The organism is Ekhidna sp. (assembly GCF_963691765.1).
Taxonomy (GTDB): domain Bacteria; phylum Bacteroidota; class Bacteroidia; order Cytophagales; family Cyclobacteriaceae; genus Ekhidna.
Window position 1 is genome coordinate 1,998,191 of the sequence record NZ_OY829375.1, and the last position, 25,992, is coordinate 2,024,182.

The following is a 25,992-nucleotide window of genomic DNA, read 5'->3' on the forward strand; positions in this document are numbered from 1 at the left end:
AAGTCCTCACTGTATCGTCAATTAGACGTTTGTTTTAGACGTAGAGTTTGTTTAGAACGAGCATTGCCCAATTATCTCTTGTTGTAGTTTGCAGTTTTTCCATCCCATTTTTCTTGGCTACTTCAATAATGTCGTCAATATCGTTTTCGTAGAAGCCACTTAATATTAGCTTTCCTCCATTTTTGAGACGATCGCAATAAGCGGGGATTTGCTCCAGCAAAACGTTTTTATTGATGTTGGCAATTACAATATCAAAATCGGATTCATTTACCTCTTCGATTTGTCCTTTTACTAAACTCACATCATTTACGTTATTCAACGCAAAATTCTCCTCACTATTTTCTATACACCATTCATCAATATCAGTAGCGGAAATGTAGGATGCACCTCTTTTTTTAGCCATAATCGCTAAGATTCCGGTTCCAGTTCCAACATCTAACACTTTTTTGTTACTGTGATCGAGGTTCATTTGGTAATCAAGAACCTGATATGTAGTAGCATGATGCCCAGTACCAAAAGACATTTTTGGAGTGACAATAATCTCGTATTCAAACTGTGGTTGTGGTTCATGAAATGATGCTCTTACAATGCACTTATCACGTACTACTATAGGGTCATAATTTTTTTCCCACTCTTCGTTCCAGTTTATTTTTTCCTGCTCCTTTACTACAAATGATATATCGGGATAGTTTTTTATGATACTATCTACAGCATCACTGTCAAATTGGGATTGATCGCAACTTCCTTCAAACCCATCATCAAACTCTTGGAATGAATCAAAGCCGATCTCAAAAAGTTCAGCTATCAATAAATCTGAAAACTCCGGAGTACACGAAACTTTGATGGTAATAAATTCCATCAGTCGAAAGCCTTAATGATATTGGTAAAATCGCGTGACTTTAAGCTAGCTCCACCAATGAGACCACCATCAACATCTTCTTGTGAGAATATTTCTTTTGCATTTTCAGGTTTTACACTACCACCATACAAAATAGAAACACTGTTTGCGATTTCCTGATTGTAATTTGAGGTAATTTGACTCCTTATAAAAGCATGCATTTCTTGGGCTTGATCTGCAGAGGCTGTGACGCCTGTTCCAATAGCCCAAACAGGTTCATATGCTATAACGACTTTCTGGATCTCATCTTCAGATAATCCGAATAATGCCTGGTTGATTTGCGCTCCAACAAGTTGCTCATGATTTCCTGCTTCACGAACTTCTAGCTTTTCACCGCAACAAAAAATGGGCGTTAGACTGTTCTCAAGTGCAAATTTGACTTTATCTGCAAGTAGTTCATCGCTTTCATTGAAGTATTCGCGACGTTCACTATGTCCAAGAATGACACTTGTCGCACCTGCTGAAATCAACATCTCTGCTGAAACTTCACCTGTATAGGCTCCTTTTGCATGCTGACTACAGTTTTGGGCACCTAAAGAGACCTGTGCTGATGAACCAATTAGACTTTGGATACTCGTAAGGTGAATAAATGGAGGTATTAATATGACTTGTGTATCGGATTTTATTTCATCTTGAACCATATTAATTACTTCAGAAGCTAATTTCTTACCTTCTGATAGTGAGCAATTCATCTTCCAATTCCCTGCTACGATATTTTTTCTCATGCCTTTGTAATTTTTTCGAGTGCAATGATACTAACCGTGGAGCATTATCGCTCTTAAAACAATTTTTGAATGGACCTATTTTACTTAAAACATCATTTTCAATCCGTATTTAGGAGTAAGTCCTTTGATGGAGAAGTTGTTGCGTTTGTAATCCTTGCAATACTGTTTGGCAGTTCTATTTCAGTCAGCTTTGGACAGCTTGAATCCTATGCAATTGATTTGAGCAATTTTTTTGCGCAATCGGATATAAACTATCAGTTGTTTTTGATGTCTTATGTTTTTGGTGATTTGGGTATTCGTTTAGTTTTTAGAAGACCTCTTCCAAAATTGAAGTACTATGTTCTTTGGACTAATTCGTCAACTAAGATTGCGAGCCAATACCTGCTTACTTCTTTCTTTGGGATCATCCCATTTATCCTAACTATTTCGATATTGACGGTTGGCGTGAAGGCCAATGAGTGGTTGGGAGTGTCTGCAATGATTACTGTTTTTGTCTGGTGGATCGGCAATCACTTTATAGGTCTTATATGTCAATTTGCGTCAAAGAATGTAAAGGGCATTTTGGTGGGCACCATACTGTTAGGATTCTTAGTTCAGTGGCTTATTCCTACTTTAAATATTGCTAATAGCATTTTCTATTTACCTGTGGCTTTAGTGTGGCTAATTGCATCAGCTGTCATAGCATTCCGAATGATTAAGTCCTCCATAGAAGCAAGAGAAGTTAATGAAAAGGCGGGCACATCGGATTTTATGGAATCGCTTCCCGTTTTAAGTTTTAAAAACCCAGTTTTTCAATTGGAGTGGGCTTTATTGGTAAGGAACAAACGAACGAGGAGTAATCTTTTGATGGGATTGATAAGTGTGATCATTTTACCGTTTCTTCTCGATGGTGAGACTGATTGGATGTTGGTAACTCTCATCTGCTTTATCACGACGGGTTTCTTCATTATTCAACATGGCGTCTATTCGTTAGGATGGGAGGGTACCTACTTTGATTTTTTAATAACCAATATCTCACCAAAAACATTTATCAAAACGAGGTACATTTTTTATGTAGGCACTTGTGTTGTAGGATTGGTTTTAGCATCTATTCCAGTCATTATTAATGGGCTTAGTTTTAGCACTTTATTTATGGTCTTTATCTACAATGTAGGAGTAACTATACCTCTTGTCTTATACAGATCTACATTGAATAGCACAAAGATTGTCTTAACTGAAAATTCATTCATGAATTATAATGGAATGATGACTGCTCCAATTTTTGTGAGCAGTTTCATGGTTATACTGTTACCTCTGTTTGTTTATGGATTTGGTTTAGGAGTTTTTGGAGATAGTGCCATCTATCTTTTAGGAATCCTCGGACTTATTGGTATTGCACTATTCCAACCAATCACCAATGCGATTGCCAAAAAATATCACTCAAGAAAGTATCACTTATCTCAAAGTTTCAAAGCATGATTAAGATTCAAAACCTCTCTAAATCCTTTAATGGAATTCAAGCACTTAATATTGATGATTTAGAAATTCATCCTGGTGAGTGCATCGGTGTTGTTGGGAACAATGGTGCTGGGAAAACCACATTTTTCAAATCCATCCTCGATTTGTTAAAGCCAGATTCTGGATTTGTTTCTGTTGAAGATGTTCATGTAAATATTTCGGCAGATTGGCAGAACCACTTGAATGCCTTTATCGATGAATCATTCTTAATTGAATTCTTGAAGCCCAAAGAGTATTTGACTTTCATTTTGAAGATGAAAAATTCTCAATTTAATGTAGAGGAGTTGTTGGCCAATAATTCTGAATTTTCCAATCAGGATATAGATGAAAATAAGAAATACATCCGCGATTTATCGACTGGAACAAAGGTCAGAATAGGCGTATTGTCCTTGCTTGCAGGGGATCCAAAATATATGATTATGGATGAGCCTTTTGCTCACTTGGATCCAACATCGCAGGCTAAACTGAGAAAGTTGATTCGATCTCAGAAAGATCACGGAAGATGCGTGATTGTATCGAGTCACAATTTGCAGAACATTGCCGAATCATGTGATCGCGTCATTCTTATAGAAGCTGGACAAGTAAAGTACGATGTTGAGGTCAATGATGAGAACATGAAGAAATTGGGGTCTTACTTTGACAACTAGAGAACATTTGGTCGATCTCAACCGACCACTCATCAATTATTAAAGCCATATTGTGTCTCAATACAGAGTTTCTCATCATCTTGAGGGATTAAAACCTAATGTTTAATGAAAGACGTTGTTAAATTCAGAGCTCTCGTTGGTATAGCTCAAGCAGATGGGATCTTTGATAGCTCTGAAAAAGAGTTTATTCGTGAAGTAGCTGAGAGACAAGGCTTATCTATGTCTGAGCTTAAGGGGATGCTTCAAAATGCAGATAAGACGGGAAAATTGGTTAAAGAGTTGAGCTTTGACGAAAAAGTAGACGTACTTGTTTACATGGTCAAGCTCATGAAAATTGATGGCAAAGTCTTGATGAGTGAAATCACATTTAGCGAGAAAGTTGCCAAGGCGCTTGGTTTTGAAGCTAAAGCTATAGGGTTTTTATCTGGAATTGTAGAAGGAAATCCTAATGATACACCGAATATGGGAAGTATTAATCACCGAATGAGAAAGTACTTGCTAGAGGAGTAGGTTCTTAGATTTTCTCTTTTAAGTATTCAGCGGTATGATTGTTTTTAAGCTTAATCATATCTTCAGGAAGTCCGGCAAAACATACTGTGCCACCTTCTTCTCCGCCTTCCGGGCCTAAGTCTATTATCCAGTCAGCATTTTTAATTACCTCAGTGTTGTGCTCAATAATTACTACTGAATTGCCTGCATCAACTAAAGCATTGATTGCATCCAAGAGCTTTTTGATATCATGAAAATGAAGACCTGTTGTTGGTTCATCAAAGATGAATAAAATATGATCGGTGCTGTTGCTTTTGCTTCCTTTCGATAAAAAGCTAGCCAGTTTAACACGTTGAGCCTCTCCACCACTCAATGAATTAGATCCTTGGCCGAGCTTTACATATCCAAGCCCTACGTCAAATAGTGGTTGCAGTTTATTAGTAATGGCATTGTTTCCTTCGAAGAATTTGATGGCTTCCTGAACAGAAAGGTCTAGTACTTCAGATATGTTCTTGTCGTTGTACTTGACTTCAAGAATTTCCCTTTTAAACCGCTGCCCACCACAATTTTCGCAAGTAAGGTGGAGGTCTGCCATAAATTGCATTTCAATTTTTACAGTTCCCTCTCCTTCACATACCTCGCATCGACCACCATCAACATTGAATGAGAAATGAGCTGGTTTGAAACCATTAGATTTCGATAATGGTTGATCCGAAAATAATTGACGAATGCCGTCATAGGCCTTCACATAAGTAACAGGGTTTGACCTAGAACTTTTTCCGATTGGATTCTGATCTACGAATTCAACTTGGGTAATTTTTTTGTAGTTGCCGGTTAGATTTGAAAATTTTCCCGAAGCTTCCCCAATCAAACCAAGTTGCTTTCCTATAGCAGGATGCATGATTTTACGAACCAAGGTAGACTTGCCTGAGCCACTTACACCCGTAACAACTGTAAGTACTCCTAATGGTACTTCAACATCAATATCTTTTAAATTATTTTCCCTAGCACCTTCTATTTGAATGGAAGTTCTCCAGGGTCTACGCCTTTCTGGAACAGAAATAATTTCTTTTCCTTGAAGGTACTTGGAGGTGTAGGAATTGGTTTCGCCGTTCATTTCTGAAGTCTTTCCTTGAAAGACCAGTTCACCACCAAATACACCGGCATCAGGACCAATGTCTATAATTTGATCCGCTGCTTCCATTACTTTCTCCTCATGTTCGACAACAATAACGGTATTGCCTACGTCTCGTAATGTTTTTAATACATCTATTAATCGATCTGTATCGCGAGGATGAAGACCAATGCTAGGCTCATCTAGAATGTACATAGATCCAACAAGGGCGCTGCCCAACGAAGTTGCCAATTTTATTCGTTGAAACTCCCCTCCAGACAATGAATTGGTCAACCTATTTAAGGTTAGGTATCCTAAGCCGACTTGATCTAGATATGATAGCCTGTTTTTAATTTCATCTAGTATTCTTTTAGCGACCTTCTCATCATGTTTGCTGAGCTTAATTGTGTCAAAAAATGGCCTCAGTTTTTTGACAGGCATTAATACTAGGTCAGTTATCGATTGCTTGTCAATCTTAACATAGCTGGCATCTTTTCTCAGCTTCGTTCCTCTACAATCAGGACACGTAGTTTTACCTCTATATCTAGATAGCATTACTCGATATTGGATCTTATGAAGCTTTGATTCCAGATGAGCAAAAAATGCATTTAACCCTTCAAAATATTCATTTCCAGTCCATAATAAGTTGTACTCTTCTTTTGTCAGTTCGGCAATTGGCCGATGGATAGGGAAGTCAAATCGAATTCCCTCTCGAAGGAGTGGCTCAGCCCATTTCTTCATTGTTTCGCCTTTCCAAGGAGCAATTGCACCTTCATAAACTGAAAGATTCCTATCCGGAATTACCAAGTCTGGATCAATGCCTAAGACCCGTCCAAAACCTTCACATCTGCGACATGCCCCGTAGGGATTATTAAAGCTGAAGAAATTAACCGTAGGTTCTTCAAAAAGAATATCATCAAGCTCAAACCGGTCTGAAAAACTTTTCTTTCCCTTTCCGACTACTGTGACAAAGCAATCTCCTTCACCTTCGAAAAATGCTGTTTGTACAGAGTCAGATAATCTGAATTGAGTCGCTTCATCCCTTTGAACTACTGCCCTATCAATTAGTATTTCAATTTGCTCTTTGGGCTGCTCTTTTGTTTTAATAATGTCCTCAATAAAAGCAACTTCTTCGCCTATTAGAATTCTTGTATAGCCTTTGCTCATCAGAATCTCAAGTTCTTTGGCAAGGGAGCGTTTTTCTTTTTGCTTGAGAGGTGTTGTAATCATCAATTTAGATCCCTCTTCATGTGATAGGATATAATCAACAACATCCGTCACTGTATCTTTTTTTACCTCCTTGCCCGAAACCGGCGAAATTGTCTTTCCAATACGGGCAAAAAGAAGCTTGAGGTAATCATAAATTTCTGTCGTTGTCCCAACTGTTGATCTTGGGTTTCGAGAAGATACTTTTTGCTCAATAGCTATGGCTGGCGCCACACCTTTGATATAGTCGACTTCCGGCTTCTCCATTCTTCCAAGAAACTGTCGAGCATATGAGCTAAGGCTTTCTACATATTTTCTCTGACCTTCGGCAAACAAGGTATCAAATGCGAGGGAGGATTTACCAGAGCCAGAAAGACCGGTGATTACTACCAATTGATCGCGAGGGATTGCAACATCAAGGTTTTTGAGGTTATTAACCCTTGCACCTTTAATGATGATGTACTCTTTAGGATCCAGTTTATCTATGTTGGTATTCATCAGTTCCTTTCTTGCTCAAATAAAGTCGCAGTATAGTCTAATAGTTTCGAATCTCCAGTTTTTCCATGTCCTGGGATGACGATTTTTAGGTTTGGAAATGAAGATTTGATTAAGCGTATAGTGTTTGACCAGGCTACTGTATCTGCATCTCCAAGATATCCTTTGCCAGCCCCTATGGCTTTCACGAGGCATCCGCCAAACAATGCATTTGCTTTTGGATAAAATGCAACCACGTTTTCCCGAGTATGCCCACGTCCTTGGAATGAGATTATTGCTTTTTCTTGTCCAAAACTTAAATTGATCAAGCTATCAAATGGTATGCTATTTAAAAAAACACTATCAGCTTTGGCGGCAGTTATTGTTTGACTATTTGCATATGATGCTATCCCCTTTTTAGCAAAAGCGCTTATCCCTCCATGACAATCATGATGAGCATGCGTAGGTACCACAGCGCGGACTTTGCTTTTGAGAGATTCTTCAATCCATTTAATTAACTCAAGGGAAGTTGAGTCGTCCGTTGGAGTATCCAAGACGATCACTTCGTTTTCACTTTTAAAAATGGCCCCATTACATTTTACTTTTCCATAATCATCAGTTTTCAAATAAGAGATATGTACAAAAACGTCTTCTGTTATTTGCTCAATAATTAAGTTTTCGCTTTCATACATAATTTCAGAAACTTGCTGATTGAAGCCAGAAAAGAATGCTAAACACGCGATTAGAGACAAAATCTTACGAAAAAATCCAACCATTTTAGGGGTTTATCTGTCTATGAAACACTAACTAAGAAATTCGGTTCGAGTGGGCACAAAAATAAGGTGCTTACTTTTTCGAGTTGTTTAATTTTTATATTCTTGTCCGCTAAATTTTTTTAACCCTAAACCATACAATATGATATAGACCTCTACGTTAACAAACAGGTGAATTACATGAATAAGACAAGTTTGAATGATAGCGAATTGCTATCCCTCTATATCGGAGGAAACGAAGAGGCATTTGAGGAACTCCTCAATCGTCATAAAGACAGGGTTTTTACCACTATTTATTTAATTGTAAAAGATAGGTATACAGCCGAAGACCTTATGCAAGAGGTTTTCATAAAGGCTATTCGTACCATAAAATCAGGCAGGTATAATGAAGAAGGGAAATTTCTCCCTTGGATTCTTCGAATCGCTCACAACCTGTCCATAGACCACTTTAGAAAAGCCAAGCGATATCCAATGATTGTGATGGAAGATGGCAGCAGTGTTTTTAATACGCTTGATTTCTCCGAGTCGTCTATTGAAGAAGAACATATAAAACAGGATACCCATAACCTTCTTAAGGCCTTTATTAAGGATCTACCGGAATCTCAGCGAGAAGTGCTGGTAATGCGGCACTACATGAAAATGAGCTTTCAGGAGATTGCAGATGCTACGGATGTTAGTATAAATACTGCGCTAGGAAGAATGAGGTATGCTTTAATAAACTTAAGAAAGAGATTTGAGCAAACCCAAAACGCGTATGACAAAAACCTTTACAGAAAATGACCTATTAAGATTTCTATACGACGAGGTAAATGAGGACGAGCGATTAGATATAAATGAATCGCTGAGTGCTGACATGGAACTCCGAACAAAATTGGACGAATTAACTGAGGCTAAGTCTTCTCTAGATGCTTTTACAATAAAAGCATCGAGTGAAGTTGTTTCGCGAATTCTTTATGCTTCTAAAAACCTTCAGTCTGCCTAATTTTAGGCTATGACCAAGAAGGAACGATTTGAGGCGTTCGTAGCGTATTTTTCAGAGTCTTATCCGCAGCCGGAAACGGAATTACAATATTCCAATCCGTTTGAGCTACTTGTTGCTGTAGTGCTAAGTGCACAATGTACAGATGCGAGGATCAATAAGGTAACGCCTGCTTTATTCAGGGATTTTCCAACACCTGAACATATGGCAGCAAGCCATTTTGATGAACTGTTTCCGTACATAAGAAGTGTGTCTTATCCCAACAACAAAACAAAACATTTGCTTTCGTTGAGTCAGCGGTTGGTAGATGTATATAATTCGGAAATTCCTACAACTATTAAAGAGCTGACCTCACTCCAAGGTGTGGGTAGAAAAACAGCAAATGTGATTGTTTCAGTACTTTATAACCAGCCAGCAATGGCTGTTGACACACACGTGTATAGAGTTTCAAAACGATTAGGACTTGTCACCCAAACAGCTAAGACACCTCTTGAGGTAGAAAAGCAACTCGTGAGGCATATTCCTGAAGAATATATCTCACGAGCACATCATTGGTTGATATTGCATGGACGATATACCTGTTTAGCACGAGCACCTAAATGTGATAAGTGCGAAATCACCCATTTTTGTAAATACTTCGAGAAAAACTTTTAGCTACTCATCTTTTAAAGAATCTACCGGGTTTGCGCTAGCTGCTTTCCAAGTTTGAGAACTAACGGTTATCCATGCAATTAGAAGTGCCATTAAACCTGCAAGACAGAAAAACCACCATTCAAGCTGTATGCTAGACGCAAAACTTTCTAGCCATTTGGCTCCTATAAAATAGCTTACAGGTAATGCTACAAATAGAGAGAGAAGCACCGATTTTGTAAACTCATAAGTCATTGATACTGCAAGTTTCCAGCTTTCAGCTCCAAGCACTTTTTTGATACCAATCTCTTTGACCTTTCGTTGGACCTGAAAGATGGTTAGGCCAAATAAACCAAGGCATGAAATAAGAATTGCTAGACCTGAAAATAATTTAGAGAGTTTAGCAACACGCATTTCTGAATCATACATGGCCTGATAGTCTTGATCGATAAACCTTGCATCAAAGGGATAGTTGGGGTTGAAGCTTTTATATACCGATTCGATTTCAGAAATTGTTTGTAGCTCTTGACCTTTTGCAATTTTAATGATGAAGTAGTGAGCCTTGTCTGGTTTGTAATGGAACATTGCAGGTTCGATTGGATTATGCAGCGATTCTGTAGTGAAATCTTTCACAACACCTACAATGGTCTTCTTACCGGTATAGTGTTCTACTACCTTACCTACAGGATCTTCAAGCCCCATAATATGAATGGCTGTTTCGTTGAAAATGATACTGTTTTCCTCCGTATTAAGCTTTTCATTGAAAAATCTCCCATCGACTAATTCTAGACCAATAATTTCAACGGATAGTGCATCACCGCTATTTTCCCAAAACTGAACCTGCTGATCTTCTCCTTTACCCTCCCAGCTGATACCACCAGTTCTATTTTGAAGGCCTGGACCAATCGAAAATCCACTTTGAGATACAAGCTTTACTCCTGGAATGTTGTTGAGTTCTACTGCGAATGCTTCACTATTTTCAAGAATTTGACCTTCTCGTAAGAAGTAGAGGAGGTTGTCACGATCGTATCCCAGATTTTTGTTTAATGCAAAATCTACTTGTTGGCTAACAATCAAGGTACTTACTATTAATACTATTGAAAGTGTGAATTGAACAAAGACAAGAACTTTACGACTCCATGCCCCTCCGGTGATTTTAGATTTGGACTTAAGTGCTGAAATGACTTCCAATCCTGAAAGGTAGATTGCAGGAAACATTCCGGCTATCAATCCAATAATTGGAATAAACAACAGAACCATTGTTAATAGCTTCCATTCAAAAACTAGCTCTAGTTCTTTTCCTGTAATATGATTGAAAGGTTCTAGTAGAAGGCCAACTAAGAGAATTGCAATTATTATTGAGATTGTTGATAATAACATTGACTCCATAAAAAATTGAAATGCTAATTGAACTTTCGAAGCACCGAAGGTCTTTTTCACACCTATTTCTTTCGTCTTCAGAGATGCAAAAGCAGTGGATAGGTTAATAAAGTTTATGCAAGCTATTATTAGAATGAAGCAAGCCACAACCATTGCCAAGTACACATAATCAATACGGCCACCTGCTTGTTGTCCATTTTCATAATTTCCATACAGATATTGGTCACTGTAGTTTGTTAGAAATAATTCTACCTGTTCGTTGTCATTGTTGCTCCTAAATATTTCATTGATTTTTTTCTCTATGAGTTCTTTGTTACTCAGGTCATCAAGTTTTACGACTACTCTTCCATAATAATTGCCCCAACCTTTAAATGAGATTAATTCATCGTGATAAAACGTCCATGGTAAAATAAATTCGAACGGATCTGAAGTGGCAGGGGTAAGATCTTGGAGAATTCCTGCAACTCGAAAAGATTTTTCACTATTCCAGAAATGCCATGTAATGTTCTTCCCAATTGGATCTTCTTCGCCAAACATGCGCTCAGCCATTGACTCAGTAATTAATATATTGGAAGGATCAGCTAGTGCTTCTTTCTCTCCTTTAATAAGGGGATAATTAAAGATTTTGAGATAGTCTTCATCTCCAAACCTACCTTGTGCCTTAAACCTTTTGTTGTTTACACTAAGCGAATATTCGTGGACATCTGTTGAAACCCCGGAGAGCTCAACCTGTGGAATTTGTTCTTCAATTTCTGATTCGAGCAATCCGGTAACGCCCTGCCAAACAGTGATTCCATCGGTATTTTCAAATCTTGAGTATACTTGAAAAAGCCTATCCGAATCTTCGTGAAAACGATCTTTTTGAAGTTCATCATTGATCCAGATTGCACTAAATAATACACAAGTCAAACTTGTGATTAAGCCTACGAGATTAATTCCAAAGACTGTCTTGTGTCTTTTAAATCCTCTTATTGTAATTAATATATTGTGTTTAAACATGCCTAAATAGTTGAGTTTTTGAGTTCCGAAAATGGACCTGGTTATTCCAGGTCTGAAAAAACGAAGCACTGTCCAGATGAATCTTCTCTTAGCCCTTAGTGATCCATATTGTTGGCAATCTTCGTCAAATTGCTCCTCGAGATCTCCCAAAATAGCTTCTTGCAAATACGGTTTGCAATACCACTTAAAAAAGCGGGTGAATAAATAAGGAGGTCTACGGCTCATGAGCTAAAGTTTAGCTGTGGAGCTAGTTTCCAAAGGTTAGTTCTTGAATCTTTCATCTCTTGAAGAAGAACTTTCCCGGCATTAGTGATCTTGAAGTATCTTTTCTTTCTTCCACCTCGAGCTTTTGTCGCACCACCCATATAAGATTCTAAAAATCCTTTTTCTTCAAGTCGATAGAGTGTAATGTGAACGGAGCTCAAGTTTACATCGCGACCTTGATGCTCTTTTATTGCTTTGACTACAGTGTTTCCATAGGCTTCCTCACCAATGATTAAAACCATGGTAAGTAAAAGCTCTTCGAATTCGCCTAAAAAATTTGTTCTACCCATTTTTATTGAATTTGTAAAACAAATATACGAACGATTTCTATTTAAGTTGTAAAACAAATAAAATCACCTAAATTATTTAGATGATATTCTAGGATGATAAGAAGGTTATTGAAAGGATATGGAAAGCATTACAGCTAACGACTTTGAAAAATAGAGAAGTAATTGGTGGTTAAGCCTTAATCAGCTTATTGAAAGAAAATTGAAGTGTTGAGGTACGCTTAGGCTACCTGGGATTGATATTCAAACATCTCCAGGCCCTTATCATTTGCCCATGTCTTAAATGAATCCAATTGATCGTGATAAATATTAACCTTATGATCAATATTTGATCTACTGAATTTCAAATCGGACTCGAGAAAATCGAGAAGTGTAGTACGCGAGGGAAAAGAGATGGATAGCATGTATCCTTCGTCTTTGATTAATAGTGCGTTAGTCATTGATTTGGCGGTTTATTACTATAAAGATACTGTAGAAACGATGGAATTGTTTCCATTGTTATGTTACAATTTCCTTGCCAGATCAAAAAATACCCTAAATGTGGTATGCTATAAATAGTGAATAAATAGCACTAAACTATTCTTCTTTTAGTGAATCTACTGGATTAAGATTTAGTGTTTTTCGCATTTGAGAGCTTATTGTGACTGTTATGATACCTATCATAATTAGGATAGAAAATGCAAAAAACCACCATTCGAGGTGAATTCTATAAGCAAATTGATCCAACCATATATTAAGTGAAAAGGCGGAAAGTGAAACGCCTAAAATGATAGATGCCCCTAGTGGTATAAGGAAGTCTATAGATAGTAGTGTAATAAGAGATCTAGAGGTGGCTCCCAAAACTTTTCTAATGCTCATTTCTTTTGCTTTTCTCTCAGTAACGTAGCTCATCAATCCAAATAGACCCAGGGAAGAGATGAATATGGCTAGACCGGCTGCATATTTTGATAGTGAGGAAACCTTCTCCTCAGTTTGATAAAGAACTGCTTGATCTTGATCATGGAATGAATATTCAAATGGATATGCAGGGTTAATATCTTCATATAAAGAGGCTATATTTTTTACGGTTTCACCCATAGAATCGTGATGAATTTTAACAGCAAGTTTCATTGAGTACCCTGAGTTTAGGAGAAAGAAAGTTGGTTTAATTTCTTCGTGAAGTGATTGGAAGTGAAAATCTGATGCTACTCCTATGATTCCATATTGAGAGTCTCCCAATTGTAAATATTCTCCAATTGGATTTTCCAATTGCATAGTTGCTTTCATAGCCTCATTAATCACCACTTTGCTACGCTCATCGCTATACTCTTGAGAAAAGAACCTACCTTGATTAACCTCAATTTCTAGCAATTCCAGCATTTGGTAATCAACCGATCCGTACTCGAACCACATATTAATATCTGGATCTTTTCCTTTCCAAGTGATGTTTGCACCTGACCTTTGGGCCCCGAAGATGGCATGAGTGATACCGGAAGCAGTAGATACGCCAGGTATTTTTCTAGCTTCAGATAGAAAGGTCTGTTGTTTATCTCGATTCATACCGCTCGTTCTGAAATTGAGAATGAATTCCTTTTCATAACCTAGATTTTTATTTTGTATGTACTCAAGTTGGTAGAATACAACCAGAACTGCGGTGATCAATACAAGAGACACACTGAATTGGAAAATTACAAGGCCTTTTCTTATCCATTTATCATTGGTCGAACCCCCTAAAAGGCCTTTTATTGCTTGAATCGGCTTAAATCTTGAGAGGTACAGCGCAGGATATATTCCAGCCAGTAAACCAGTAATTAAAATGATCAGAAATAAAGAAATTACTGATTGAACATCTAATGATCTTACCATTGGATATCCAATCAATTGTTCATAGAATGGGAACAACAGAACTACTATTGCCAAAGAGATTAATCCAGCAAACGAACTTATAAGAATAGCCTCACATAAGTATTGAATAATTAAAGAAGCCTTACGAGCACCCATCACTTTTCTAACTCCGATTTCTTTGGTTCTTAAAGCCGCTCTGGCCGTAGACATATTCATAAAATTGACACATGCAATTATCAGTATCAGAATACCAATGATGGTAAACATCCGAACCTGGACTATGCGACCGCCAGTGGCTTCGCCATTTTCATAATTGTTGTACAAATAGTAGTCGCTATATCTGATTAAAAAGTATGGGCGTAAATCTGGATTTCGATCAGGATAATTGGAGTCAGTATACTCAGCAATTTTTCTATTTACCTTTCTATAGTCTGCTCCTTCTTTTAACATGAAAAATGATCGTTCACTTTTGTTGCCTCTCTCGATTCTTTGCTTGAATCTTTTTTCAAAAATCTTGAATGTAAGAACATAATCGAATCGTGCGGAGGAATTGATTGGAGGATCTTCAAATACTCCAGTTACGACAACATTTTCGAGAGCTGTGTACCACCTCCATTCAAGAGATTTTCCCACTACATCGATGGTGCCAAAGAGTTTTTTAGCTGTGCTTTCAGAAAGAACTATCCCATTTGGTTGATCTAAAAGAGATCTTTTGTCTCCAGAAAGAAGCTGATAGGAAAACATATTGAAGAAATCGGAGCTTCCAAATTCTCCAATAGAAGAATAGGTGGTTTCGTCCACAGTTAAGCCCGATTGCAATGGTGCCCAGCTGCTGTTTACTATTAGATCAATTTCAGGTATTGCTGATGCAAGTTCATTAGCAAATCTGGAGGAGGTGTTGAGAAGTGTCTTGTTGCCTCCATTATCAGACACCATTCTAAATATTCGATCATTATGGAATTTATCTACACTTAGCTCGTGAGCTACCCACATGTAAATAAAAATTGCTGTGACTAAACCACCCGTGAGACCCAAAAGGTTGATGACAAATGATAAACGATAGCGTTTAAAGCTTCTAATTGATACTAAGAGATTGTGAATTAACATACCTTTTTATATGAATATTTAATGGCATGTAATTATAACTATAATAATAGTAATTAAACTATACTTATAGTCATTAATTTATTCTACTTCTATTCATTTTTGAGTGAATCCACAGGGTTAGATAGTGCTGCTTTGATAGATTGAGAACCAATGGTAAGCGTTGATACAATTACTGATAGAAGTCCAGCTACTACAAAAATCCACCATGGTATTGAAATGCGATAGGCAAATGCTGCTAACCACATATCTAGTATATACCAAGCAATAGGAATTGCAATAAAAAATCCGATGACAACCAATTTGAGAAAATCTTGAGATAGTAGCAATACAATTTCACTGACCCTAGCACCTAATACTTTTCTTATTCCTATTTCCTTTATTCTTTGCCCGACTGTAAAAGCGGCAAGACCAAATAGACCTAGCGAGGCAATCATAATTGCAATGAATGTGAAGGTGCCGACCATCTCTCCAAGCTTATAATCGGATTTATACAATTGATCGAACTGATCGTCCAGAAATCTATATTCGAAAGGATAAGGAGAATATGACGCAATGGATTCTTCAATTTCTGGAATGGTACTTTTAATGTTTTCTGGATTCACTTTAAAAGCTATGAATTCAAAATAATCAGGTAACAGCATTAGAAACATCGGAGCAATTTCTGAATGCATTGAATGCATGTGAAAATCTTTAACCACTCCGATAATCGTCTTTGGTTTGTGACTTAAAAACTGTTTTCCGACTGCTTCTTCGGGAGTCCAACCTAGCGCTGCGGCTGCAGTTTCATTTATTATTCGACTTTCCTCTATTTCTGATGCATATTCATCGGAGAAATCTCGGCCAGCTATTAATTCAATTTCAAATACCTCCAAGAAATCGTAGCTCATTCTAGAACGATATACACTGAATGCCTCTTCTTTCGCTTGTCCGAGATGACGAATGGTGGTTCCTGAGGTGACATTAGTAGGTAGTTCTGCTGCCGTTGTTATCGATCGGATGTTAGGATTTTGTTGCCATTGGGTTTTTAGCGCGTCAATGTTTTTCATGACATTCCGATCATAAATTGATACGATCAGGACATGCTCTTTTTTATATCCCAGTTCTTTATTTTGAATAAAGTGGAACTGTTGATAAATCGTAATGCTTCCAATGATCAGTGCAATGGCAACAGAATATTGGAGTATTATCAGCCACTTCTGTAGCCCAAGTTTGCTTGGTTTACTTTCTATTTTGCCCTTCAAAGCTCTTGCTGGTTCTACTTTTGCAATGAAAAATGCAGGATAGCTTCCAGCGATGCTGCCCACAATAACCACTAGAAAGAATAGTACTGGCGTAAGCGTTAAATTTTCTATTAAGTCCAGTGTTAAAGGACGTTCTAACCATTTGCCAAAAATTGGAACCAAAAATGTTGCTAAAGCGAGGGAAATTATGAACGCGATAAATGCAATAAAGATGGATTCACCTATGAACTGGACGATCAATTGTCTCTGAAATGCGCCCATTACTTTTCGTATTCCCACCTCCTGTGATCGCCTTATCGATCTAGCTATTGCCAAATTCATATAATTGATGCATGCAAGCAGCAGTACTACTAAAGCTATGATTGAGAAAATGGTTAAGTACTGTTTATTTCCTTTTATGCCTATGTCGAAATTGAAGTTATTTTCCAGATGCAATGAGGAGAGTGGTTGTACCAAATAGGATCTCCTAAACTGTGTATTTCTTGTGACAGGATGCTTGTCCAACAAAGCTGGAAATTTTGATTCCAGAACAGCTTTGTCAAATGTTTCTGACATGGTGAAGAATGTATAGTAATCATTATTTCCCCAGCTATCCCTTTTAGCGTCATGAGCGTATTGGCCATTTGAGATAATGGCAGTAATGAATGAAACTTGAAGAGAAGAATTAGCAGGTAAATCCTTCATGATACCCGTGATATTGTAGGTGTCTCTGTTTCTGTAAATGAGCTGTTTACCCATAGGGTTTTCATCCCCAAAAATTCTTCTGGATAATGATTCAGAAATGACGATACTCCATTCTTTAGCGAGTGCTGATTTTGGATTTCCCTGCACCAGCGGATAATCGAATACCTCAAAGAAGAATTGATCAGCGGACAGCCCTTTTTCGTAGTAATGATTGTCATTGGCACTTATTAGTGTTTCCTGACTTCTTACTGTTGTTGCTTTTTTAACCTCTGGAAATTCTTCCATCATTGCTGATGCCACAGCCATCGGAGTAGAGGCTTGCTTGTCTGTACCCATGTAGCTTTCTCCCTCATTTTGCTGATATACTCGAAAAATCTCATCCGAATTCGTGTAGAAATTGTCGTAGGAAAGTTCATGTTGTACATACAAGAAGATGAGAATAAAGGAGGTTAGTCCGATTGATAATCCTCCAATATTGATTGCTGAATACAGCTTTTGCCTGAAGAGGTTTCTAACAGTGACTTTAAAATAATTCTTTATCATACCGTAGTTAGTTAATCTGTATGTGCCACTTGCGGGCTTGATAATGTCTTTTCTGAAAAGCTGAATCACATCTTTGATAAACCTCCGATCTGCTTTCTTTTTTCCAAATTCTTTTACACGCTCGTCATAAAGCTCCATCAGATCTCCCTCTATGGGTTGAATCAATTCCGGATGACAAAACCATCGTAGGAAGCGTAAGAAAAATTTTGGAGGGTTGTTACTCATCTTTCAATGATTCTACTGGATTTTGCTTGGCAGCACGTAAGGTTTGAGAGCCTATTGTAATCAGTCCTAAAGCTAGCATCAAGAGTGATCCTATTAGAACCGTATCAAAGCCAAATTCAACACGATTTGGCAGGTTGTCTAACCAGAAACTGTTGAATAAATAACTCAAAGGCGCAGCTATTAAAACAGATATAGAAAGCAGCTTTAAAAAGCTTTTTGAAAGAATAAATACAATAGTCATCTCAGCAGCTCCCAGCACTTTTCTGATTCCAACCTCTTTTGTTCTTCTTTCCGTGGCATAAGTAGCCATACCAAGCATGCCAAGGCATGCAATCAAAATGGCTAAGAAGGAGATATATCCGATAATGGTAACCACGTCGAAGATGGCGAGATTTGTATTTGCTAACTCTGTGTCGAAAAACTCATATTCAAAATGATGGATTGGATCAATCTCTTTCCATTTTTGCTCCAGGTCTTGAATGACAGCCCGAGGATTTGTTCCAGAAACCCTCACATTGAGGTAGTTGAATTCTGTTGCATTATTGGCCAAAACAAGCGGTCGTATTTCATCTCCGTTGATTAGTAATGAAGCTCTGAAGTTTTTGACAACACCAATAATTTTTACAGATTGACCGGTTTTTTTCGTCCAGATCTCACCAATAGCTTCTTGTGCAGATTGGTATCCCAATTTATCGATGGCCGACTCATTAATTAGAACATTCGTATTATCATCCGAAATTTCTGAAAAAGCTTTGCCAGCAATGATTTTTAAATCAAGGTTTGTAATAAACTGATCATCAACATTCAGCTGCAGCATTACAAACGGATCCTGATCTTCAACACGATTTTTCAATTCTGTAATGTTGGTTGTACCAGTAGCCGGAATATTGTCGCATGCAGAAATTGCAGTGACGCCTGATACAGTACTGAGCTCATTTACTAGCACATCATAATCGTTGCTTTGAAGTGGTATATTAATCAGGTTTTCTGAGTCAAATCCATACTCAAATTCAGTGTAATGTTTGAACTGATTATAGATTACCATTGACGTCACAATGAACACCAAAGAAACTACAAACTGTGATACATTGAGCACCTTTTGCATTCCCCATTTTCCTGAGGGAGTAACCTGCGACTTTAGTGCAAAAACTGGCGGTCTTTTTGAAAGGAATAGTGCTGGATAGGCCCCCGCAATCACGCCGACTACAAGTGCAAATAGGGTGAAAATTGCATAGACTGATAGCGATGAACTCAGTTCGAAATTGAGGTACTTATTAAACCATAAATCCATGAAAGCCTCCTTAATGAAATAAAGCATCAGGCTTGCTACCACTAGGGCAAGCATGACGGTGATTATTGATTCAGTTAGAAATTGATAAATCAGACTTTTTCTTGTTGCTCCAGTTACTTTTCTGACACCAATTTCTTTCATTCGAGTGAGCGAGCGTGCTATCGAAAGACTGGTATAATTCAAACAAGCCATAATCATAATTACCAATGCCAAGAGAGATAGGATATAGTAGGCTATTTCAGGTAGCCGGAAAGTAGTTTCATTGTTGACCAAGATGCCAGGTGTGATGTCATTAATCGATTGGGCTGTAAATCTGAAATCTCTGATTTCTTCATCTTTCAATTCGTCAACGTTTAGGTAGTTTCGATCTGCGATGGAAGCGAGAGCAGCGTCAAGTGATGCCGACGTAGCTTCGTCTTTGAGTTTCAAATAAGTGTATCCTCCCCAGTAATACTCCCAGTTTTCTGAAATATCTGAGAGTAAGTCCTCTTTGTATAAAAGTGGCAGTGTACTAATAGAGGCGATGGCGTCAAATTCAATGTGGGATTTGTTCTTTTCGAGATCAATAACTCCAACAACGGTAAATTCTCCTAGAGATACCGGTGGCCGATCACCGTCAAAATCCAACAAACTAAGACCGCGATCATCAAATTTGACATGTTTGCCAATAGGGTTATCTGTATTAAATAATTGATATGCTTTTTCAGTACTTAGTACTATTGAATTGGGAGTAGAAAGGGCGGTAGCTCGATCTCCTTTGACAAGAGGGAAGCTAAAGATTTGGAAGAAATTGTTGTCTGTAAAATAGCCCCTAAGCTCAACCGTTTTTTTGTTGAAAGTAGCGTCTCCACCCAAGCCTCGACGCATAAAAGTTGTTGATTGAATACCTGGATATTCTTCCTGCAAAGTTTTTGCAAGTGGCATAGGTACCGTCGCATAAGGAACACTTCCTTTTATTGGGTTCCCAATCACGCGATACATTTGATCTTTATCATCGTGAAACTGGTCATAGCTTTTTTGATCTGCTAGCATCAATATGATCAACATGCAAACAGACATGGCAGCTGCCAATCCAAATACATTGATGAATGAGAACATTTTGTATTTGAGGATGTTTCTAATCCCCACTTTGAAGTAGTTTTTTAGCATACCGTAGTTAGTTAATCGATAAGTACCATCTGCTGGCCTGATGATGTCTTTTCTAAATAGCAGGAGTACATCTTTTATAAATTTTAGATCTGCTTTCCTCTTTCCTAATTCTCGTATTCTCTCATCATAGAGCTCCATAAGATCACCTTCAACAGGTTTTTGCAACCTAGGATGGCAAAACCATCTAAAGAATCTGAGAAAAAATTGAGGAGGATTATGCATCGAATAGTTGGGCAAATTTTACATCTAGAGATATGGAAGGAATTGCATCCCAAAGTGAATTCCTTGTTTCTTTCGTGTATTGCATCGCCTCTTTTCCAGTAGAGGTAATTTTATAATAGCGCTTTGGTCTACCTGCTCGCTCTTGTGTGGCATCCTTATCGTGATAGGCCAGGTAGTCTTTATCTTCTAGCCTTCGCAGAGCAGATTGTAGCGCACCTACGCTTACATTTCTTCCGAGCCTACTTTCTATCTCCTTCTTGATAGAGACACCGTATGCGTTATCGTATAGGATCGCAACGGTCAACATGACGATTTCTTCGAACTCTCCCAATTGAAATTTTTTCATTTTTTTAAAAGGTTATAAGGCGAGCGGTTCGCGTCAATTTTTATTAAGTCAATTTTTTCTCTCAATAAATGATTGAGCTATGCTCATAATTAATTCCTATTTGTAGTGTTTACGAAGTAAAAGAAATTTGGTTATAAATTCCTATTTGTAGTAAAATTATTTTTACTGTTGATTTCTACATTTGCAAGATGAAAGCAGCATCACTAGCAGATATAAAGAGGGAATTGAAGCAAAGAAGTTTTGATGAGCTCCTAGTCATTTGTCTACGGCTTGGACGATTTAAGAAAGACAATAAAGAACTGCTAACGTATTTGCTATTTGAAGCTGGAGATGAAACTTCTTATGTCAAACTGCTGAAGGAAGACGTTGATGATATGATGGATGAAATAAACATGAGTCATCTCTATTATGTCAAAAAAGGTCTTCAAAAAATCGTAAGAGCACTAAATAAGTCGTTAAGGTATTCTGGAAATAAGCAGACCGAAGTAGAGGTGAGATTATATTTCTGTCGACGCATCATGGAATCGGGAATTGCTATTGAGCGACATACCACAATAAACAATTTATACCACCGTGAAATCAAGCGAATAGAAAAGGCACTTGTTGGATTACATGAAGACTTACAAGCAGATTATCGGTATGAAATTGAACGTTTAGGTGGTTAGCTTTTAAAACTAGAATAGGTGAGTTTTCTCCAAATAGATTCGAGAGGACCTTGCTTGTGAGTCTTCATCCAAAGCCAACTAAAGATTAATTGGATTGCCCAGATTATAACTACGATGACCATAAGTTCAAATCTGGTATACTGATTGAATTGCCCTAATCCATATCCATAAAAAATCAATCCAAGCAATGTGTTTTGGAATATGTAGTTAGTCAAAGCCATTTGACCTATTCGTGAAATCAGCGTGACTTTCGATTTTATAAATTTCTGATATAAGCCATTGAGAACAAGTATGTAGCTTATGCCAAGTAGTTCTTTGGGAAATGTAAATAGCAGCCCTTTCCAAAGACTTAATATTGGAACATGATATTCATAAGTCCAATGATAATACCGAATGTAGTTGACCCAGAGACTGAACATAAGAAGAGCGATTGAGATGATCCAGTAATATTTCCATCTTATATAGTCATTGAAAATACCTGATTTGTAAAGTATGATTCCAAGAATCATGACGATCAAAGATCGGAGCAAAAGCCCTTTGTGATACCATTGCCCATCGTGAACAGAAGCGTGATCATATGTTTCTTTTAGTCCAGCTAAATAGGTTTTCTTTTTGGGTTCATATGTAGCTGTATCAGGCTTTTTTATTTGAATTTGACTTTCCCAATATTTAATTCTTTTTTCATCTTCGGCGCTAAGCACTTTTTTAGGAAGACTTAATGCGTTTGTGTATTTGGAATAGCTCACTTGTCTTCTATCGGTTTGCCCGTAAGATTTAACAAGCAGGAGAGATGCGAAAAGACAAATTGTTAGCGCCAATTTCTTATTAGAAATAGACCGAAACGGCATTAATATCAAACCACAAATTGCATAATGATACAAGACATCTCCTTCCCAAATCAGGTATGCGTGTGCAACGCCAATAACAAATAGCCATAAAAGTCTTCTTCCATAAATGTCCATGGCTTTAAGCCCCTTACCCTTGTTTTCGAGTCGTTCAAGAAACATAAAAAACCCTACCCCAAATAGTAGTGCAAACATGGTATAGAACTTCCCCTGCGTTAGGAAGTACACCCAAAAACGTGTGGAATGATCAATGGAACTTTCGAATCCAAATTTCCAAGGGCTCCATGAATCGGGATAGGCGAAGTTCTCTGTGTTAATAAATAAGATCCCAAGAATAGCTATGCCCCTTAGAAAGTCTAGGGAAGGAATTCTATCAACTTGATTTGTGCCTTCAAGGGATTCAATTGATTGAGCATTTGTCACGCCGCAATTATAACTATATTTATAGTTATAATGTGAATTTAGCTTTACTATTCATCACGCAAAGATTCTACCGGATTGGCTACTGATATCCCATATGATTTTCCAAATACTGTGAAAAATGCAACTAGGAGAATGAGCAATGAAGGAATTAAGAAAAGTAGCATTCCTAAATCTATTCTAAAGGCATATTGATTAAGCCACTCACTTACAAGGTAGAATGTTATCGGAAGTGATATGATAGCAGCAACTCCTACCAAGACTAGAAAATCTGTTGAGATCATAAAAATGATTTGACTCACCCTAGCCCCCAGAACCTTTCGTATCCCGATCTCTTTTGCTCGTTTAGCGACAGAAAAGGATGCTAGCCCCCAAAGACCGAGGCATGTGATCACTATTGCAAAGACACTCAGCACACTAAATACCCATTGAAATTGTTGGTCTGTTTTATATAAATGATCCAATTCCTGATCCAGAAAGAAAAAGTCGAAAGGGTTGTTTGGAAAATGCTCATGATAGGTGGTTTCTAGGGATTCCATCTGGTTGAGAATGTCCCCATTACCAAGTCGAACGCTCATATATCCACCGTCATTTCCATAAACAAAGATCATAGGTATATGCGCAGATTTGACACCAATTTGATGGAAGTTCTTGATCACTCCTAGCACTGTTCTTTCCTCTCCCCAAAATTTTGTTTTCCTGCCTACTGCTTCCTCCGGATTACTTAATCCCCAAGATTTGAGTGCTTCTTCGTTTACCAAGATGTGCTTCAAGTTGTGCTCCTCTGAAAAATTTTGCCCGGCCACAATTTCCATTTCTAGTGCCGGAACGAAATTGGAATCAATTGCATAAAGGAAGAAATTGTTTCTGTACTCTTTTGGAGAATCAGTCAGATTTATGTTGGTTGTACTGCCCATCTCCGCGGTTGGCATTCCGGGAACACTTGTTGAGAGAGCTATGGATTGATAGTTTGGATTGGACAACAACGAGTTTCTAAATGGCGGGAATTTTTCAGCGAGGTTTCTACCAGAAGGAGAATGAATAACAACGACTTTTTCAGATTTCATTCCCATATCTTTTTGCTGCATGAATTTGATTTGTTGAACAGCGGTAAGCGTTTGAATCAATAAGAAAAGAGCGATAGCAAATTGAAAAACCACTAAAGTTTTTCTTAACCAAACTCCATTTTTAGAAGTTGAAAATTTTCCTTTCAGAACCGCTGAAGGTTTAAACCCACTTATTACGACCGCAGGAACAATTCCAGAAAGCAAAGTGCTACTGACGATCAATAATGCGAAAATCGACCAAAAAAAAGGAGTGAAAATAAGATCAGTGGATTCAGAGATTCCTGCAACCTCTTTTAGCTTATCATTAAAAAACGAGACAAGCAAAATTGTAAAAGAACCGGAAACCAAATTGATAAGCACTGACTCTAAGAAGAACCGAATTCTAAGTCGTAAAACAGATGCACCTACAATCTTTCTTATGCCTACTTCCTTAGCTCTGTCCATCGCTTTGGCTGTAGATAGGTTTACATAGTTTACGATGGCAATGACAATTACTAATAAAGCAATACCTAGTAAAAAGAATACGACACGTGCATCCCCATTTTGTTCTGGTTCATATGTCTTATTAGAGTAAAGATGGATATCTGCTACTTTTTCGCAAATGATCTTTTCGTCCTCTATCAATTCTTGGTCGGTGAGTTTTTGTGAAAATGCACTTAGATCAGCTTTAAACTGTGGATATGAAGCTTCATTGGACAATAGAAAATAAGTGAAAGTGTCGTTACTATCCCATGGATCTTCTCTTTTGTCCAGGTACTTTTTCATTGTCGAATATGAAGCAAGCAAGTCGAATTTTAAGTGAGTATTCTCGGGAACCTCATTGATGACACCAGTTATTTTTCCTTTGACATCTTTGGTTAGTTGAATGGATTCACCAACAACATCTGTTCTTTGAAAATATTTTCTTGCCGTATTGGCAGTTAGTACGATATTATATGGTTCTGAAAGTGCGGTCTTAGGATCCCCGTGTAGTAGTTCGTATCCAAATAGATCTAAAAAGCTAGGGTCTACAGCATACATGGATCTTTCTCGAAATTTCTTTTCATTCACCTCAATTACTAACTCCATCATGCCAAAAGCCCTGGTAAATTCTTCTGCACTAGCTATTTCCTCTTTTATCATTGGTCCGAGCTGATGATAAGTTTCGCAATCTTGATCGACTACTACATCACCATCTAGATAGTCCATTGTGATTCTGACAACTCTCTTACTGTTGGAATTGTAATCTTCGTAACTCAGCTCGAAGTTGACGTAGGAGAGAATTAGCAGAGCGATTGTCATGCCTGAAGTAAGCCCTAAGATGTTTATGAATGTCTGCAGTTTTTCTTTTCGCAGCACTCTAATTGAGGTTTTGAAGTCGTTTAACATGCCGTAATTATTGAGTTTTTTAAGTCCTTTGATTTTTTTTATTAGTCCTGGTCTAAAAAGCTTTAGAACATCCTTAGTAAGTGCCCAATTAGCACTACCTCTACCTTTGGATTTGACTTTTAATGCATATAGTTCAATTAGGTCTCCTTCTATGTATGAATGAAGGTCTGGGTCGCAGAACCAAGCGAGTAAGCGCAATAAAATTTTGGGAGGATGGTTACTCATAATTCTCCTTTTAATGAGAGCGCCACCTTCGGAATTTGATCATACAGTTCATTCCTTACTTGCCTTGAGTATTCAATCGCTCTTTTGCCAGTATCCGTAAGTACAAAGTATTTTTTTGGCCTTCCTCCACGCTCACTTGTTGACTCTCCTTCTGTCGAGGAAACGTACCCTTTGTCGCTCAATCTTTTTAGTGCAGATTGCAGTGCTCCCACACTCACATTTCTTTTGAGTTTTTCTTCAATCGCTAGTTTTATTGAGACACCGTATGCATCTTCATAAAGTACACCAATTGTCAATAAAACGATCTCTTCGAATTCACCTAGTTGATACTTCCCCATAGTTTTTTCCTAATTGCAGTGTTGCAATTATGAGGAATAAATAGGTTATTTCCTAATTGTAGTGTTGTAA

General features: G+C 37.7%; 21 protein-coding genes. 7 read left to right on the forward strand and 14 right to left on the reverse strand.

The window, feature by feature from the left end:
* Window positions 1–34: 34 nt before the first annotated feature.
* Both prmA and tpiA read right to left on the reverse strand, forming a co-directional pair.
* Window positions 35–859, reverse strand: a complete 825-nt coding sequence (gene prmA / locus ACY650_RS09340; RefSeq protein ID WP_462254037.1) for a 50S ribosomal protein L11 methyltransferase — start codon at window positions 857–859, stop codon at window positions 35–37.
* A complete protein-coding gene (gene tpiA / locus ACY650_RS09345) occupies window positions 859–1,623 on the reverse strand; it encodes a triose-phosphate isomerase (RefSeq protein ID WP_462254039.1) in 765 nt (254 codons plus the stop codon). Before tpiA ends, prmA begins: the two co-directional genes overlap by 1 nt.
* A 69-nt stretch (window positions 1,624–1,692) precedes the next feature.
* On the opposite strand from tpiA, the gene ACY650_RS09350 reads away from it, so the two are divergent.
* The 3 genes from ACY650_RS09350 (at window position 1,693) to ACY650_RS09360 (ending at window position 4,277) form a co-directional block, all read left to right on the forward strand.
* Window positions 1,693–3,081: a DUF5687 family protein gene (locus ACY650_RS09350; RefSeq protein ID WP_462254041.1), complete on the forward strand. Its 1,389-nt coding sequence runs from the start codon at window positions 1,693–1,695 to the stop codon at window positions 3,079–3,081.
* Complete coding sequence (locus tag ACY650_RS09355) at window positions 3,078–3,767, forward strand: ABC transporter ATP-binding protein (protein ID WP_462254043.1); 690 nt, start codon at window positions 3,078–3,080, stop codon at window positions 3,765–3,767. The genes ACY650_RS09350 and ACY650_RS09355 overlap by 4 nt, the downstream gene beginning before the upstream one ends.
* 105 nt (window positions 3,768–3,872) lie before the next feature.
* Window positions 3,873–4,277: a tellurite resistance TerB family protein gene (locus ACY650_RS09360; RefSeq protein WP_462254045.1), complete on the forward strand. Its 405-nt coding sequence runs from the start codon at window positions 3,873–3,875 to the stop codon at window positions 4,275–4,277.
* A gap of 4 nt (window positions 4,278–4,281) precedes the next feature.
* Here the strand turns inward: ACY650_RS09360 and uvrA are convergent, their stop codons facing one another.
* Both uvrA and bla read right to left on the reverse strand, forming a co-directional pair.
* Window positions 4,282–7,074 (reverse strand): excinuclease ABC subunit UvrA, encoded by a 2,793-nt coding sequence (gene uvrA / locus ACY650_RS09365; RefSeq protein WP_462254047.1) that lies wholly within the window; start codon window positions 7,072–7,074, stop codon window positions 4,282–4,284.
* Entirely contained in the window at window positions 7,074–7,826 is a 753-nt protein-coding gene (gene bla, locus ACY650_RS09370; protein WP_462254049.1) for a subclass B1 metallo-beta-lactamase, read from the reverse strand. The genes uvrA and bla overlap by 1 nt, the downstream gene beginning before the upstream one ends.
* A 177-nt stretch (window positions 7,827–8,003) precedes the next feature.
* Between bla and ACY650_RS09375 the strand changes: the two genes are divergently transcribed.
* Genes ACY650_RS09375 through nth form a run of 3 tightly spaced genes read left to right on the forward strand, consistent with a single transcriptional unit; the run spans window position 8,004 to window position 9,456 of the window.
* Entirely contained in the window at window positions 8,004–8,603 is a 600-nt protein-coding gene (locus tag ACY650_RS09375) for an RNA polymerase sigma factor (RefSeq protein WP_462254051.1), read from the forward strand.
* On the forward strand, window positions 8,578–8,805 hold the full coding sequence (locus tag ACY650_RS09380; protein WP_462254053.1) for a hypothetical protein: 228 nt from the start codon (window positions 8,578–8,580) through the stop codon (window positions 8,803–8,805). Before ACY650_RS09375 ends, ACY650_RS09380 begins: the two co-directional genes overlap by 26 nt.
* A 9-nt stretch (window positions 8,806–8,814) precedes the next feature.
* Window positions 8,815–9,456 carry an endonuclease III gene (gene nth, locus ACY650_RS09385; protein WP_462254055.1) on the forward strand — a complete coding sequence of 214 codons (642 nt, stop codon included), beginning with the start codon at window positions 8,815–8,817 and terminating at the stop codon, window positions 9,454–9,456.
* On the opposite strand, the gene ACY650_RS09390 is transcribed toward nth, so the two are convergent.
* The 7 genes from ACY650_RS09390 to ACY650_RS09420 form a co-directional block, all read right to left on the reverse strand.
* The gene (locus ACY650_RS09390; protein WP_462254057.1) at window positions 9,457–12,036 is read right to left on the reverse strand and encodes an ABC transporter permease; all 2,580 of its coding nucleotides are present in this window, start codon (window positions 12,034–12,036) and stop codon (window positions 9,457–9,459) included.
* A complete protein-coding gene (locus ACY650_RS09395) occupies window positions 12,033–12,365 on the reverse strand; it encodes a PadR family transcriptional regulator (protein WP_462254059.1) in 333 nt (110 codons plus the stop codon). The genes ACY650_RS09390 and ACY650_RS09395 overlap by 4 nt, the downstream gene beginning before the upstream one ends.
* Window positions 12,366–12,583: 218 nt before the next feature.
* Window positions 12,584–12,802: a hypothetical protein gene (locus ACY650_RS09400; RefSeq protein WP_462254061.1), complete on the reverse strand. Its 219-nt coding sequence runs from the start codon at window positions 12,800–12,802 to the stop codon at window positions 12,584–12,586.
* 136 nt (window positions 12,803–12,938) lie between these two features.
* Complete coding sequence (locus ACY650_RS09405) at window positions 12,939–15,293, reverse strand: ABC transporter permease (RefSeq protein ID WP_462254063.1); 2,355 nt, start codon at window positions 15,291–15,293, stop codon at window positions 12,939–12,941.
* 89 nt (window positions 15,294–15,382) lie between these two features.
* Entirely contained in the window at window positions 15,383–17,986 is a 2,604-nt protein-coding gene (locus ACY650_RS09410; RefSeq protein ID WP_462254065.1) for an ABC transporter permease, read from the reverse strand.
* On the reverse strand, window positions 17,979–20,648 hold the full coding sequence (locus ACY650_RS09415) for an ABC transporter permease (protein WP_462254067.1): 2,670 nt from the start codon (window positions 20,646–20,648) through the stop codon (window positions 17,979–17,981). The genes ACY650_RS09410 and ACY650_RS09415 overlap by 8 nt, the downstream gene beginning before the upstream one ends.
* Window positions 20,641–20,994: a PadR family transcriptional regulator gene (locus ACY650_RS09420; protein ID WP_462254069.1), complete on the reverse strand. Its 354-nt coding sequence runs from the start codon at window positions 20,992–20,994 to the stop codon at window positions 20,641–20,643. Before ACY650_RS09420 ends, ACY650_RS09415 begins: the two co-directional genes overlap by 8 nt.
* Before the next feature lie 188 nt (window positions 20,995–21,182).
* Here ACY650_RS09420 and ACY650_RS09425 point away from each other — a divergent pair, with 188 nt between their 5' ends.
* Window positions 21,183–21,659: a hypothetical protein gene (locus ACY650_RS09425; protein WP_462254071.1), complete on the forward strand. Its 477-nt coding sequence runs from the start codon at window positions 21,183–21,185 to the stop codon at window positions 21,657–21,659.
* Here the strand turns inward: ACY650_RS09425 and ACY650_RS09430 are convergent.
* Genes ACY650_RS09430 through ACY650_RS09440 form a run of 3 tightly spaced genes read right to left on the reverse strand, consistent with a single transcriptional unit; the run spans window position 21,656 to window position 25,922 of the window.
* The gene (locus ACY650_RS09430) at window positions 21,656–22,927 is read right to left on the reverse strand and encodes a DUF418 domain-containing protein (protein WP_462254073.1); all 1,272 of its coding nucleotides are present in this window, start codon (window positions 22,925–22,927) and stop codon (window positions 21,656–21,658) included. The genes ACY650_RS09425 and ACY650_RS09430 overlap by 4 nt on opposite strands.
* Window positions 22,928–22,974: 47 nt before the next feature.
* On the reverse strand, window positions 22,975–25,584 hold the full coding sequence (locus ACY650_RS09435; RefSeq protein WP_462254075.1) for an ABC transporter permease: 2,610 nt from the start codon (window positions 25,582–25,584) through the stop codon (window positions 22,975–22,977).
* Complete coding sequence (locus ACY650_RS09440; RefSeq protein ID WP_462254077.1) at window positions 25,581–25,922, reverse strand: PadR family transcriptional regulator; 342 nt, start codon at window positions 25,920–25,922, stop codon at window positions 25,581–25,583. The genes ACY650_RS09435 and ACY650_RS09440 overlap by 4 nt, the downstream gene beginning before the upstream one ends.
* Window positions 25,923–25,992: the final 70 nt, after the last annotated feature.